This window comes from Streptomyces sp. NPDC053079, assembly GCF_044546695.1.
GTDB lineage: Bacteria > Actinomycetota > Actinomycetes > Streptomycetales > Streptomycetaceae > Streptomyces.
The window spans coordinates 415302-428347 of the sequence record NZ_JBITZJ010000005.1 but is presented as its reverse complement, the minus strand read 5'-3'; the positions used below and the strand labels follow the sequence as shown (position 1 = coordinate 428347).

The window sequence follows — 13046 nt, the reverse complement described above, 5'->3', positions numbered from 1 at the left end:
GCGGTGGGATCATGCGTGTTCCGACCGCTTCTGGATCACTGGAGCCACCGTGAAACACCTGGGCATTCTCGCGCACAGCGCGGAAGGGGCCGCCCTGTGCTTCCGCACCTTCTGCCGGCAGGGCTTCGCCGAGCTCGGCCCCCACGAACACCCCGACGTCACCCTCGACTTCATCGCGCTGGCCCGCAGCATGCCCGCGTGGGACGCGGGCGACCACGACACGATCCGCGCCACGTTGGCCGAGAGCGCCGACCGGCTGGCCCGCGCGGGCGCGGACTTCTTCGTCTGCCCCGACAACACCGCCCACATGGCATTCGAACGCCCCGGCCCCGCCCTGGCCATCCCGGGCCTGCACATCGCCGAGGTCGTCGCCGCCCAGGCAGCCCGCGAGGGCCGTAAGCGCGTGGCCGTGCTGGGCACGAAGTACCTGATGGACGGCCCGGTCTACCCCGAGGCGCTCGCCCGTCGCGGCATCGCGGCGGAAGTGCCGGACGCGGCCGACCGCCGGATCGTCAACGACGTCATCTTCGAGGAGCTGCTCAACGGCATCCTCTCCGAGAGCTCGCGCCGGGAGTACGTACGCATCATCGCCGGCCTGGCCGGTCGCGGCTGCGACGCGGTGGCCCTGGTCTGCACCGAGATCCCCCTTCTGGTGACCCCGGACGTCTCCCCCCTCCCCACGCTCGACTCGACCCGCCTCCTGGCCGGCGCCGCGTTCGACGTGGCCGTGGGCCGCGCGGAGCTCCCGTCCTGGCGCGGAGGCCCGGTCGCCCCCTGACCGCCTACGGCAGCTCGCGCCGCACCAGAGCCCGGTCGAACGGCTCGCCCGTGGCGCGGGCGTACGCCAGCCGCTCCCGCACCTCCCTGAGCGTGCGCGGCCGGTAGCCGGGGCCGCCGAAGCAGCAGTCCTTGTGGAAGCGCACCCCGGCGTGCAGCAGCACCGACAGCGCCCGCCAGCCGGCGACGTCCCGCCGGCGTGGCGGCGCGAACGCGGACCCGACGTGGATCAGCGACCCGGCACACCGCGGACAGGTGCGCACCCGGTTGTAGCGGCCGTGACTGGGCTGCTTGTAGGAGGCCCGGCAGGGCAGGCAGACGTACGCGGACTTGGCGGGAGGCATGCGCCGAGGCTAACAAGGCCGCGGGATTGTTCAGCAGCTGTAGTGCTGAGTCACGCCGCCGATGTCGTCGTACTCGCGCTCATCGAAGATGAACACCCTCGACCAGCGGTACTCGGGGGGTGGATTCCCGTCGTCCATCTCCGGGCTGTCGAAGGTTCCCACCTGGAAGAGTGTCAGCCCTGTCGAGTTCTTGACCGAGAACCGCGCATGCCAGATGTCTCCGGTGCCCGTCGAATACGTCTTGGTGACGCAGCTCCACAGCCCCGAGCCGTCCGAGTTGAATTCGATCCTGCCGTCCCGCTGCTCACAGTCCCCGACGTGGAGCTCGCCCCAGACGAACACCTTGGAAGCGAGCTCCGGCGCCCCTTCCTGGAGGCTGCCGTCCGTACTGGTTTCGACGCAACCGGCCATTTCCCCGTCCCCTCTCCCCTGATCACCGTCCCCTTCAAGGGGAGATGACACTTCGCAGCGTACGCGGGACGCCCGAAACAGGAAGAGAGCGTACGAAAGTGTGCTGATGCCACTTATGGCCGGATCGGGGCCGGACCCGGCGCATCGCCTCCCCCACCCGCCCGGCGGCAGCCCGGTCCGCCGCACGCCGCGCGGGCCCGTCGGGTGTCACCGCGTGCGGCAACCCCGACGGCCGCAGCGCCCCATAGTCCGAGAACCGCCGGGCGCCGCACGCCTCGCAACACGCCTCCCCGCCGGTGTGCCGCCAGCCGGAGCGGTGCGCACACCGGGCTGTGCCCTGGCCCCTCACCGGGCCGCACCCCGTCGCGGCAGCGGCAGCAGATGCGCGTCCCGGAAGTGGCTGCGGGCGGCGATGGTGGCATCCTCGGCTGCGACCTTGCCGCCGTCGGCTACGGCCGCCCGCCGCGCGGCCTCGAGCGCGACGCACTCGCCGCAGTCCACCGGCGACTTGTACATCCGCCGTTGTGGGTGGCCCAGTTCGAACCACAGCATCTTGCCGAAGCGGCGCTTGTCGTACGTACGGCTCCCCCAGCTGTCGGCGCACATGCGCAGGAGTACGAGCCCCCGCCCGGCCTCGCTGACGGGGCTACGGTCGGTGGCCGTTCCGCCTTCGAAGGCGGGCGGTACGAGGGGGCTGGTGTCCCAGACGCCGACGCGGAGTTGTCGGCCTGGCCGGCCGCGCAGGCTCAGTGAGCAGGGGCCGTCGGTGTGGAGGTAGGCGTTGGTGACGAGCTCGCAGGTCAACAGGGTTGCGTCGGCGGCGATTTCGGTCATGCCGTGGCTGTCGAGGACGGCTCGGGTGGTGACTCTGGCGATGCCGGGTGCGCGGGGGTCGCGCGGCAGTTCGAGGATGTAGGACCAGGGGGGCGTCGGGGATACGGTGGCCATGGAAGTCTCCTGGCGGAGTTGCCGGTTGAGCGGATTGGCCCACACGGTAGCGGCGCCCATGGGCTACATTCCCGCAATCCGTGGACTGAAGACCATGAGACCTCGAATGAGCGACACAAACGCACGCCAGTGCGAGTAGGGGAGCACCATGGCACCGAGCACACCGCTACCGACCGCGCGACGCCGTCGGCTTGGCGCCGAGCTGCGGCGGCTGCGTGAGCGGGCGGACCTGTCGGCCACCGAGGCGGGCGCCCGGTTCGGCATCACCCAGTCACGGATCAGCAATATCGAAGCGGGCCGCTACGGCGTGAGCGCGGAAAGGGTCCGCGCCCTTGCCCGGACCTACGACTGCTCGGACGAAAGCCTGATCTCCGCACTGGCCGCGATGGCCGGCGAACGCAAACGCGGCTGGTGGGAGGAGTATCGCGAGGTGCTGCCCGGCGGCCTGCTCGATCTGGCGGAGGCGGAACACCATGCCACCGCCCTCAGGGTCGCCCAGGCGATCACAGTGCCTGGACTCCTGCAAACCCCTGAACACGCCCGCGCCGTCTTCCGCGAGTTCGTTCCCGCCCTGATGCCGCACGAAGTGGAGTACCGCGTATCCCACCGCGTCAAGCGGCAAGAGATCCTGTTTCGCACCACCCCTCCGCCCTATACCGCGATCATCCACGAGGCCGCACTGCGGATGCAGTTCGGAGGTTCCGGGACAGCGAGTGCACAACTCGCCCACCTCTTGGCCATGAGCGAACGAGACAACATCACCATCGTCGTGATCCCCTTCGACGGCACGTCATTCCCGATCTCCGGGCACGGGGTCGACTACTTCCACGGTCCGGTCGACCAGCTGGACACCGTGCAACTTGATGCCGCACACGGCAGTCAGCTGATCGACACCGCCGCAAGCCTCGGCAGGTACCGCCTGATGCTGGACCGCATGGAAAACGTGGCACTCAACGCAAGCAACTCACGCGATTTGATGCACCGCATCGCAAAATCCACCTGAAAGGGACAACATGACCGAGCCGCACTGGCAGAGGTCGTCGTACTGTGAGGCGGCGTCCTCGTGCATCAACCTCGCCACCTCCGCAGACGCCATACACCTCCGCGAAAGCGACACCCCCGAGACCGTCCTGAGCCCCACCCGCCAGAGACTGCGCCCCCTCATATCCGGCATAAAAGCCGGAAACTTCGACCGGGCAGGGGCGCCGGCATCGTAAACAGGGCGCGCGGAACGCAAAACGCGCCCCCAAATGGCTGCAAGCTCTGGCCTTCACGTCGCAAGAAGAAGACGGTGGCGGTCGGAAATCGAAGGGGTTCGGGATAATGAGTGCGGCCTGCAGCACCAATCCCTATCAGAGGTAATCGAAAACCCCCGAAGAAGGTGCAATGCCCGACATCAAGAGCGGCTCTAAAAAGCAGGACGTGCTCATCCTCGTATTCACCGTCCTGCCTGCCGGCGCGGTGCCGATCATCACCTGGATAGCCAAGGCGACGGACGGGGCGGCGCAGATCGCCCTGATCATCCTTGTCGCCGTCCTGGCCACGGCACCCCCGCTCTGGGCGTTCTGCCAGCAGAAGAAGACGCGCGTCCAGGAAAGAACCCGCCGCGAGGCACTCCTGGCACCGATCATCGATTACATCGGCGAAAGCATCACCAAACCGCACGAAGCCCCCGCAAAGGTGGCGCAGATCCATGAGCGCCTGGCCCCGCTCCTGGCGGAGAGCCTCGGCGGCGGCGCACGGTGCACGTTCTACTCGTACGACAGGAAGAACGAACGCTTCGTCAAGGAAGTGGCCTCGGGCGGACCGAACGGCACGCCCGACGAGATCGGGAACCGTTCCGAGAAATTTGCCAGCCTGAGGCACGTAATGGAACAAAAGGTCGCGGTGTACACAAAAGACATTCTCGACCCCGATGCGCAATTGAACTTCACCCTGGGCAGCGGCTACAGGTCGATCCTCGCTCACGGAGCCTGGGCGGGGGACGAAGTGCAGGGGGTCCTGATTGTCGATGCACCGAATCCCGGCGATCTTTCGAGGGTCAAGGTGCCGGAAACCTACGTATGGGTCTTCGCTTCTTTGTTCGGCGCTTCAAACGCTCTCGGAATGGACCCGACCGGGTGACGGAACGCCGGACAGCGGGTAAAACAGTGAAGATGCTCCAAACCGAGCGGAGACCGCTCGCGGCTCACTAGAGTCGATGCGCATCGAGAGACAGGTTGGGGGAACCGTCATGCCTGAGCGTGAATCGGCGATCATCGCATCCGGGCATCGGTGGATGGACGGCAAGGAATCCACCGATGCCTACATCACTAAAGTGCTGCAGTCGGCGGCCACGACTCCTGGTCAGGAGTTGTTCCGCTGGATAAGGTCCAGGCTGGCCGTCGTGCTGCAGGCACATCACAAGCCATAGCGGGCGCCCGGAGCCGCCCCGCTGTCAGCCACCGCAGGTGAGCCGCGCGGGCATCTCGGCACTGATCAGATACTCGGTCTCACGCTCCCGCGCGCAGGCGGAGTTGAAGTACGAGACGTGGCCGTTCACGTCGGTGACCAGCAGCCGGCTGTCGGCGATCTGACGGTGGAGCCGCCGGGCACCGGGCAGCGGCGTGGCCGGATCGTGGGTGTTGGCGGCGATCAGGATCGGCGGTGCGCCGCGCACCGGAGTCGGCTGCCACGGGTTGGTCGCCTTGACGGGCCAGTCCGCGCAGGAGGCGGACATGACCCAGCCTTCCGCGGCCGCGCCGGTGCGCGGAGCGACCGCATGGGCCTGACCCAAACGAGCCGCCGCATCCGCGTAGCCGGTGAACTGCGGTGGGAAGTCCAGGCAGGAGACGGCGGTGTACGGGCTGTCCTGCTTGCCGACGTAGCTTCCGCCCTGGACCAGAGTTGATGCGTCATTGTGCCGGTCGGCGGCGGCCAGCCCCTGCGCGAGGTTCACCCAGGCGTTCGTACGGACGACGTCCTCTATGAGGCGTACGCGCAGCAGTTGTACGGGCAGGGCCATGCGGATCCGGTCGCCGTTGACCGTGAGGCCCTTCTGTCCGGGCACCGGGATCGGGGTACGGTCGGCGCGGGCGACGACACGGTCGTAGACCGCGCCCGCGTCCTCGCCGTGCAGGGCGCAGGCGGTGTCCTCGGCGCACCAGGCGACGAAGCGGTTGAACTCACGCTCCATCTCGGCGGCTTCCTCGCGCAGGAAGCGGGCGGGGCCCGAGGCGTGGTCGATCGGACCGTCGAGCACCATGGCCCGGATCCGCTGCGGGAACAGCCGGGCGTAGGTGGCGCCGAGGTGGGTGCCGTAGGAGACGCCGAGGTAGTTGAGGCGCCGCTCGCCCAGCGCGGCCCGGAAGGCGTCCATGTCGCGCGCGACCGAGACGGTGTCGATGTTGCGGACGAGCTCACCGTGGCGGGCGAGGCACCGCTCGCCGCGGGCCCGGCTGCTGCGCTTCATGTCCTCGTACTGGCGGGCGTCCTTCGGGAAGACCACCTGGCCCGGGTCGAGCACGGGTCCGCAGTCCAGGCCCTGGCTGCCGCCGGTGCCGCGCGGGTCGAGGCTGACGATGTCGAAGCGGTCCCGCAGCGGGCCCGGGAACAGCAGGTCCGCCTGCCCGTAGGCGAGCATCGTCGCGCCCTGCCCGCCGGGGCCGCCGGGGTTGAAGAACAGCGTGCCGACGCGGTGCGCCTGGTCGCGCGCCGGGACCCGGGCGGCCTTGACGTCGATCTTCTTGCCCGTGGGGTCCTTCCAGTCGAGCGGGACGCGTAAGGAGCCGCATTGGACGGCGGCGGTGGGCCCCTCGCTGCAGGGCTTCCACGCCACCGGGGGCGCCGGAGTGGCCGCGGGAGCCGCGTGGGCGGCGGGAGCGAGCGTTGCCGCCAGGAGCGTCAGGGCGACCGGTAAGCCATGGCGTCGCATCGTCATTCCCCCGCCAACTTCTTGAAGAAGTACACGTCCGCGTGCCCGCCGGGCATGCCCGGTACGCGGCCGACCTCGGCGTATCCATGACGCTGGTAGAAGCCCGGGGCCTGGAAGGTGTACGAGGAGACCGTGATGCGGTCACAGCCGCGCCGCACGGCCTCGGCTTCGGCCGCCCGCAGCAGCTTCGCGCCCCAGCCGCCGGCGCGGCTGTCCTCGCGCACCCACAGCAGCTCGATCGCGCAGAGACCACCCCAGGTCGAGGCCGTCAGCCCGCCGATGAGCTGACCGTCCCCGTCCGTCACCTTGACCGAGAGCTCGCCGCGCTCGGCGTTTCCGGTCGCCGCTTCGTTGAAGGCGTCGAGTTCGTGCTCCAGGCGCTCGGTGAGCGCGGCGTCGCTCCCGCCGACAGCCGGCACCGGCTTCTCTTCAGCAGTCATGAGCCGCAGTATGCGCACAACTCCCCCCGAAAACCATCGAGTTTCGAGAGGCCGGGGCAAGCCGCACATTCGGCCATGCGCGTCCTCGCCCGATCAGGCCGCCGACGCGCGCGGCGGGCCACGGCGGGGGTGTCCGAAAGTCGGACGCCCGGCCTCGGGAAGAGCGGCGATGCCACGACTGCGCCAGGGTGGCGCGTTCCGCCGCTCACCCCTCCCGGCCTGCTGAACCGGCCGGAATTTCCCGTCCGGGCGGCGATCGGATTAAGGCCAGGCCAGGACCGGCTGTTTTTGCGGGCTTGCCCGCGCGGGGGAGGCGCGAGAATACGGCCAGGTTGAACCTTCGATATTTGAAGGGGACTCTGTCCCGAATGCCCCTGGCCGCACGGTGACGGCGGCACCTAGGTTCGCGGTCGGGACGAAAGTCCCCCGGTGAATTCCTGCACTGCGAAACCCGAGGAAGGGAAAGCAGCATGAGGAAAATCCAGAAGACCGCCGTCGCACTGTCCACGGCCGCACTGCTCGGCGGCGGCATACTGGCCTCCGGAGCCCCGGCGGCGGCCGCGCCCACGGCTGACGTGTGGTACCAGTTCCAGAACATGGCCACCGACCGCAACTTCGACTCGTACAGGTCAGACGTGCTGTACGCGTACTCCCCGGACGGAAGCAATTCGCAGGAGTTCAGACTGCAGTCCGGCAACCTGCCGGGCTATCAGATCGTCGACCGTCGGCACGGCAAGTGCGTCACGGCCAAGGGCCTCAACAAGAACATCGCACTCGAGCGCTGCAACACCAATCTCCAGTCGCAGTACTGGGACTTCAACGTGAACGACCAGGGCTCGGCCTTCCAGAGCCGCAAGTACTCCCACGGCTGTATCCAGGACAGCGGCCAGAACCAACCGATGGTCCTCAAGACCTGCTCACGCGGCCCGATCCAGCAGTACCTGCCGCTGGCCGAGGGCGGAAAGAAGGCACGCCACTAACCGGCGCGGAAAGGGAACGGATGAGCCCGGCGACAAAAATCGCCGGGCTCATCGCCGGTTATGGCCGACGCGCGGTTCTCCGCCCCGCCCCTCCCCTCCCCCTCAGCTCCACCGCCCCGTCCGCCCCAGCAGCAGCGCGGCCGCCGCCGTGCCCGCCGTCGAGGTGCGCAGGACGCTCGGGCCGAGGCGGTACGGGTGGGCGCCCGCGGTTGCGAAGGTGGTGAGTTCTTCGGGGGAGACGCCGCCCTCGGGGCCGACCACCAGGACGATGTCGCCCGTCGGGGGGAGGTCGGCCGTGGCGAGGGGGGTGCTGCCCTCCTCGTGGAGGACCGCGGCGAAGGCTGCGCCCGAGAGGAGGTCGGCGACCTGGCGGGTCGTCATGAGGTCGGCCACGGAGGGGAAGCGGAGACGGCGGGACTGCTTGCCGGCCTCGCGGGCGGTCGCGCGCCACTTGCCGAGGGACTTCAGGCCACGGTCGCCCTTCCACTGCGTCACACAGCGGGAGGCCGCCCACGGCACGATCGCGTCGACGCCGGTCTCGGTCATCGTCTCGACCGCCAGCTCGCCTCGGTCGCCCTTCGGCAGGGCCTGGACGACCGTGATGCGCGGCTGCGGTTCGGGCTCGGAGCGGACGGAGGTGACGGAGACGTCGAGGTGGTCCTTGCCCTCCACCGCGGCCACGATGCCATGGGCGCCCGTGCCGTGCCCGTCCGTCAGGACGATCTCCTCGCCCACCCGCAGCCGGCGGACGGAGACCGCGTGCCGGCCCTCGGGCCCGTCGAGGGGGAAGACGGTGCCGGGGAAGACTCCGGTGAGGGCGTCCTCTTCGACCAGGAAGACCGGCGCTGTCATGACGTACTCGCTCTCTCGCTGCAATGACTCGGCGGTCCCGGCAATCGGACCGCCCGGTGGTTCAGTGGCTCGACGTCGCCCGGGCCGCGGCCAGTTCGGCCGCCAGCACGCCCACCAGCTCCGCCGCCGGGAGCTCCCGCGCCAGGCGGTGGCCCTGACCGGCCCACAGGGCCATGGCCTGCGGGTCGCCGGCCGCCGCGGAGGCCTTGCGCAGGCCGGACGTCATGTGGTGGATCTGGGGGTACGCGGCCGGGGCGTACGGGCCGTGCTCCCGGATGAAACGGTTCACCAGGCCCCTGGCCGGACGGCCCGAGAAGGCCCGGGTCAGTTCGGTCCGTACGTAGCGGGGATCGGTGAGGGCCTGCTTGTGCAGGGCGTGCGCGCCGGATTCCGGGCAGGGCAGGAACGCCGTGCCGAGCTGCGCCGCGCAGGCGCCCGCGGCGAGGACGGCGGCTATCTGCGACCCGCGCATCAGTCCGCCCGCCGCGACGACCGGCAGCGGCACGCTCTCGCGGACCTCCGTCAGGAGCGCCAGCAGGCCCAATCCCGCACCCGCGCCGTCCATGTGCGGATCGTCGCGATGCGTGCCCTGGTGGCCACCGGCCTCCACGCCCTGGACGCACACCGCGTCCGCGCCCGCCTCCGCCGCGGCCTGCGCCTCGGCGACGGACGTCACCGTCACGACGGTCACCGTGCCGGCCCGGGCCAGGGCGTCCACCGCCGTACGGGCGGGACACCCGAAAGTGAAGGAGACGACCGGCACCGGGTCGTCGAGGAGAATGGCGAGCTTGGCGTCGTAGGCGTCGTCACAGGCCTGGTCCGTCTCCCCCAGCGGGGTCCGGTACCAGGCGGCCTCGCCCGCGAGCTGCTCGGCGTAGACCTCCACGGCCGCCGGATCGGCGGCGGGCGGCTGCGGCATGAACAGGTTCACTCCGAACGGCCGGGCCGTCCGGGCGCGGAGCTGCTTGATCTCCTCGTACATGGCCGCCGGCGTCTTGTACCCCGCGGCCAGGAAGCCCAGGCCACCGGCGTCGGAGACGGCCGCGGCGAGCGAGGGGCAGGAGCCACCGCCCGCCATGGGGGCTTGCACGATCGGGTGCTCGAACAGTCCGGTGAACGGAGCCATGAGCACATCGTGTCACAAGCCCACCGGCCCCCCGGTGAGGCCGACGCGAGCACCGGGCGGGACGACGCGAACGCCGGGCGGGACCGGAGAAATCCGGCCCCGCCCGGCGTTCGGAAACGTCATCGCCCACGCGGCTAACGCCCGTTGAACGCGTCCTTCAGCCGCGAGAACAGCCCCTGCTGCCCCGGCTTGAACTCGCCCATCGGGCGCTCCTCGCCGCGGATCTTCGCCAGCTGGCGCAGCAGATCCTCCTGCTGCGGGTCCAGCTTCGACGGGGTGGTCACCTCGACGTGCACGATGAGGTCGCCACGGCCGCCGCCGCGCAGGTGCGTGACACCGCGCTGGTGCAGCGGGATCGACTGACCGGACTGCGTGCCCGGACGGATGTCGATCTCCTCGACGCCGTCCAGCGTCTCCAGCGGCACCTTCGTGCCGAGGGCGGCGGCGGTCATCGGGATGGTGACCGTGCAGTGCAGGTCGTCGCCGCGCCGCTGGAAGACCGGGTGCGGGGTCTCGTGGATCTCCACGTAGAGGTCGCCGGCGGGGCCGCCGCCGGGGCCGACCTCGCCCTCGCCCGCGAGCTGGATGCGGGTGCCGTTGTCGACACCGGCGGGGATCTTCACGGTAAGGGTCCGCCGCGACCGGACGCGGCCGTCGCCGGCGCACTCCGGGCACGGGGTCGGCACCACGGTGCCGAAGCCCTGGCACTGCGGGCAGGGACGGGAGGTCATGACCTGGCCCAGGAAGGACCGGGTGACCTGCGAGACCTCGCCACGGCCGCGGCACATGTCACAGGTCTGCGCGGACGTACCCGGAGCCGCACCCTCGCCGCTGCAGGTCGTACAGACGACGGCCGTGTCGACCTGGATTTCCTTGGTCGTGCCGAAGGTCGCCTCGTTCAGGGTGACTTCGAGCCGGATCATGGCGTCCTGGCCGCGGCGCGTGCGCGAGCGCGGACCGCGCTGCGAGGCCTGGCCGAAGAAGGCGTCCATGATGTCGGAGAAGTTGCCGAAGCCGGCGCCGAAGCCGCCGGCGCCCGCACCCGCGCCGCCCGAGGCGGACAGGGGGTCGCCACCGAGGTCGTAGACCTGCTTCTTCTGCGGGTCCGAGAGCACCTCGTAAGCGGCGTTGATCTCCTTGAACCGCTCCTGCGTCTTCGGGTCCGGGTTGACGTCCGGGTGCAGCTCGCGCGCGAGACGGCGGAAGGCCTTCTTGATCTCGTCCTGCGAGGCATCACGCCGTACGCCCAGGACCGCGTAGTAGTCCGTGGCCACTTACGACTCCGCCAGGATCTGTCCGACGTAACGTGCCACTGCGCGTACCGCTCCCATCGTTCCGGGGTAGTCCATGCGGGTCGGTCCGACCACGCCGAGTTTGGCGACGGCCTCGTCGCCCGAACCGTAGCCGACCGCGACGACCGATGTGGAACTCAGGCCCTCGTGGGCGTTCTCATGACCGATGCGCACGGTCATTCCCGAGTCCTGCGTCTCGCCGAGCAGCTTGAGCAGCACGACCTGCTCCTCCAACGCCTCCAGCACGGGCCGGATCGTCAGCGGGAAGTCATGACCGAAACGAGTGAGATTGGCGGTGCCGCCGATCATCAACCGCTCCTCGGTCTCCTCGACCAGCGTCTCGAGCAGAGTGGCGAGAACCGTAGAAACGGTTCCGCGATCGTCCTGCTCGAAGGACTCGGGGAGGTCCTGCACCAGCTGCGGCACGTCGGCGAAGCGGCGGCCCACGACACGGCTGTTCAACCGCGCCCGCAGATCCGCCAGCGAGGTCTCGCCGAACGGCGCCGGGCAGTCGACCATCCGCTGCTCGACCCGGCCGGTGTCCGTGATCAGCACGAGCATCAGGCGGGCCGGAGCCAGCGCGAGCAGCTCCACGTGGCGCACGGTCGAACGGGTCAGCGAGGGGTACTGCACCACCGCGACCTGACGGGTCAGCTGCGCCAGCAGCCGCACCGTGCGGGCCACCACGTCGTCCAGGTCGACGGCGCCGTCCAGGAAGTTCTGGATGGCACGCCGCTCCGGCGTCGACAGGGGCTTGACGCCCGCGAGCTTGTCGACGAAGAGGCGGTAGCCCTTGTCGGTCGGGATACGGCCGGCGCTCGTGTGGGGCTGGGCGATGAAGCCCTCTTCCTCCAGCGCGGCCATGTCGTTGCGCACCGTGGCCGGGGAGACGCCCAGCCGGTGCCGCTCGGTGAGGGCCTTGGAGCCGACCGGCTCCTCGGTGCCCACGTAGTCCTGAACGATGGCGCGCAATACTTCGAGCCTGCGTTCGCTCAGCATCGCGCGCACCTCCAGTCAGTGGTCCAGCCGTCTTACGGTCCTGCGGGGTCTCACAGGGTCTTCACCCTTGGCACTCAATGGTCACGAGTGCCAGAACCCTTCAGCCAGTGTACGGCCGGGCCCCACGGCCAGGGCAAGGGCCGTCCCCGCCGCGAGCCTCCGGCGCCCCTCCGGGCAGGCAACGGTACCGCTCTGCGGCTAGCGTCGCGGTATGGAGAATCACGGGGACTCCCCCGCCGCGGGGGCGCGCTGGGAGCGGCTCGCGCCGGGTGTCGTACGCCGCAGGCTGCCGGGCTGGGACGCGACGGTGGGCGCGATCGCGGGCACCACGGGCGTCCTGGTCGTCGACACGGGCTCCTCCCTGCACGAGGGAGTGGAGATCCGCCGCGAGCTGCAGGACCTCTTCGCGCTGCCCGTGACGCACATCGCACTCACCCACCCGCACTTCGACCACGTGCTGGGCACCGCCGCCTTCGCGGGCGTGCAGGTGTACGGGGCGGTGGGCGTCGCCGAGCTGCTGCTGCGCGAGCGCGACGAGCTGCGGTGGGACGCGGTACGGCACGGGGTGGAGCCCGACGTCGCCGCAGAGGCCGTCGAGCTGCTCGTACGCCCCCACCACCCGGTCTCCGGCGAGCTGACGGTCGACCTGGGCGGCGGGCGGCGGGTGCTGCTCGCGAACGTCGGGCCGGGGCACACGGCGCACGATCTCGCCGTGCTCGTCGCGGGCACGGGCGGAGCGCCGGAGGTCGTCTTCTGCGGCGACCTCGTCGAGGAGTCCGGCGAACCGCAGGCCGGCCCGGACGCCCTGCCGCACGCCTGGCCGGGCGCCCTCGACCGGCTGCTCGCCCTGGGCGGCGACGACGCGCTGTATGTGCCGGGGCACGGCGCGGTGGTGGACGCCGCCTTCGTGCGTGCGCAACGCGACACGCTGGCGGGGCGCTTCGGCGTGTCGTGAACGGTGAAC

General features: G+C 70.2%; 17 protein-coding genes. 7 read left to right on the top strand and 10 right to left on the bottom strand.

Going from position 1 to position 13046, the window contains the following annotated elements; genetic code table 11:
• The first annotated feature begins 49 nt into the window (after positions 1 to 49).
• A complete protein-coding gene (locus tag ACIGXW_RS20915; RefSeq protein WP_399574384.1) occupies positions 50 to 778 on the top strand; it encodes an aspartate/glutamate racemase family protein in 729 nt (242 codons plus the stop codon).
• A gap of 4 nt (positions 779 to 782) precedes the next feature.
• Here the strand turns inward: ACIGXW_RS20915 and ACIGXW_RS20910 are convergent, their stop codons facing one another.
• The 4 genes from ACIGXW_RS20910 to ACIGXW_RS20895 are packed head-to-tail and all read right to left on the bottom strand — an operon-like array spanning position 783 to position 2480.
• A complete protein-coding gene (locus ACIGXW_RS20910) occupies positions 783 to 1121 on the bottom strand; it encodes a deoxyxylulose-5-phosphate synthase (RefSeq protein WP_399574382.1) in 339 nt (112 codons plus the stop codon).
• Positions 1122 to 1151: 30 nt separating this feature from the next.
• Positions 1152 to 1532: a DUF6294 family protein gene (locus ACIGXW_RS20905; protein ID WP_399574380.1), complete on the bottom strand. Its 381-nt coding sequence runs from the start codon at positions 1530 to 1532 to the stop codon at positions 1152 to 1154.
• Positions 1533 to 1566: 34 nt separating this feature from the next.
• Entirely contained in the window at positions 1567 to 1881 is a 315-nt protein-coding gene (locus tag ACIGXW_RS20900; protein ID WP_399574378.1) for a DUF6255 family natural product biosynthesis protein, read from the bottom strand.
• Positions 1878 to 2480, bottom strand: a complete 603-nt coding sequence (locus tag ACIGXW_RS20895; protein WP_399574376.1) for an ATP-binding protein — start codon at positions 2478 to 2480, stop codon at positions 1878 to 1880. The genes ACIGXW_RS20900 and ACIGXW_RS20895 overlap by 4 nt, the downstream gene beginning before the upstream one ends.
• A gap of 148 nt (positions 2481 to 2628) precedes the next feature.
• Here ACIGXW_RS20895 and ACIGXW_RS20890 point away from each other — a divergent pair, with 148 nt between their 5' ends.
• The 4 genes from ACIGXW_RS20890 to ACIGXW_RS20875 all read left to right on the top strand — a co-directional run bounded on the left by ACIGXW_RS20890 (position 2629) and on the right by ACIGXW_RS20875 (position 4893).
• Positions 2629 to 3483 (top strand): helix-turn-helix domain-containing protein, encoded by an 855-nt coding sequence (locus ACIGXW_RS20890; RefSeq protein ID WP_399574374.1) that lies wholly within the window; start codon positions 2629 to 2631, stop codon positions 3481 to 3483.
• A gap of 10 nt (positions 3484 to 3493) precedes the next feature.
• Positions 3494 to 3697 (top strand): DUF397 domain-containing protein, encoded by a 204-nt coding sequence (locus tag ACIGXW_RS20885; RefSeq protein WP_399574372.1) that lies wholly within the window; start codon positions 3494 to 3496, stop codon positions 3695 to 3697.
• A 169-nt stretch (positions 3698 to 3866) separates the two neighbouring features.
• Positions 3867 to 4604, top strand: coding sequence for a hypothetical protein (locus tag ACIGXW_RS20880; RefSeq protein ID WP_399574370.1), 738 nt, complete (start codon positions 3867 to 3869; stop codon positions 4602 to 4604).
• Between the two features lie 109 nt (positions 4605 to 4713).
• The gene (locus ACIGXW_RS20875; protein WP_177337869.1) at positions 4714 to 4893 is read left to right on the top strand and encodes a hypothetical protein; all 180 of its coding nucleotides are present in this window, start codon (positions 4714 to 4716) and stop codon (positions 4891 to 4893) included.
• Positions 4894 to 4917: 24 nt separating this feature from the next.
• Here ACIGXW_RS20875 and ACIGXW_RS20870 read toward each other — a convergent pair whose 3' ends face one another.
• Together ACIGXW_RS20870 and ACIGXW_RS20865 are read right to left on the bottom strand one after the other, a co-directional pair.
• A complete protein-coding gene (locus ACIGXW_RS20870) occupies positions 4918 to 6399 on the bottom strand; it encodes an alpha/beta hydrolase (protein ID WP_399574368.1) in 1482 nt (493 codons plus the stop codon).
• Complete coding sequence (locus ACIGXW_RS20865; RefSeq protein ID WP_399574366.1) at positions 6396 to 6833, bottom strand: GNAT family N-acetyltransferase; 438 nt, start codon at positions 6831 to 6833, stop codon at positions 6396 to 6398. The genes ACIGXW_RS20870 and ACIGXW_RS20865 overlap by 4 nt, the downstream gene beginning before the upstream one ends.
• Positions 6834 to 7303: 470 nt before the next feature.
• On the opposite strand from ACIGXW_RS20865, the gene ACIGXW_RS20860 reads away from it, so the two are divergent.
• Positions 7304 to 7813 (top strand): ricin-type beta-trefoil lectin domain protein, encoded by a 510-nt coding sequence (locus ACIGXW_RS20860; protein WP_399574363.1) that lies wholly within the window; start codon positions 7304 to 7306, stop codon positions 7811 to 7813.
• Positions 7814 to 7915: 102 nt separating this feature from the next.
• On the opposite strand, the gene ACIGXW_RS20855 is transcribed toward ACIGXW_RS20860, so the two are convergent.
• The 4 genes from ACIGXW_RS20855 to hrcA form a co-directional block, all read right to left on the bottom strand.
• Positions 7916 to 8665, bottom strand: coding sequence for a 16S rRNA (uracil(1498)-N(3))-methyltransferase (locus ACIGXW_RS20855; protein ID WP_399574362.1), 750 nt, complete (start codon positions 8663 to 8665; stop codon positions 7916 to 7918).
• A gap of 61 nt (positions 8666 to 8726) precedes the next feature.
• Positions 8727 to 9791 (bottom strand): nitronate monooxygenase, encoded by a 1065-nt coding sequence (locus ACIGXW_RS20850; protein ID WP_399574361.1) that lies wholly within the window; start codon positions 9789 to 9791, stop codon positions 8727 to 8729.
• 134 nt (positions 9792 to 9925) lie between these two features.
• Positions 9926 to 11065 (bottom strand): molecular chaperone DnaJ, encoded by a 1140-nt coding sequence (gene dnaJ / locus ACIGXW_RS20845; RefSeq protein ID WP_071963315.1) that lies wholly within the window; start codon positions 11063 to 11065, stop codon positions 9926 to 9928.
• Positions 11066 to 12082, bottom strand: a complete 1017-nt coding sequence (gene hrcA / locus ACIGXW_RS20840) for a heat-inducible transcriptional repressor HrcA (RefSeq protein WP_399574359.1) — start codon at positions 12080 to 12082, stop codon at positions 11066 to 11068.
• 211 nt (positions 12083 to 12293) lie between these two features.
• Here hrcA and ACIGXW_RS20835 point away from each other — a divergent pair, with 211 nt between their 5' ends.
• Positions 12294 to 13037 (top strand): MBL fold metallo-hydrolase, encoded by a 744-nt coding sequence (locus tag ACIGXW_RS20835; RefSeq protein WP_399574358.1) that lies wholly within the window; start codon positions 12294 to 12296, stop codon positions 13035 to 13037.
• The last annotated feature ends 9 nt before the right edge of the window (positions 13038 to 13046 follow it).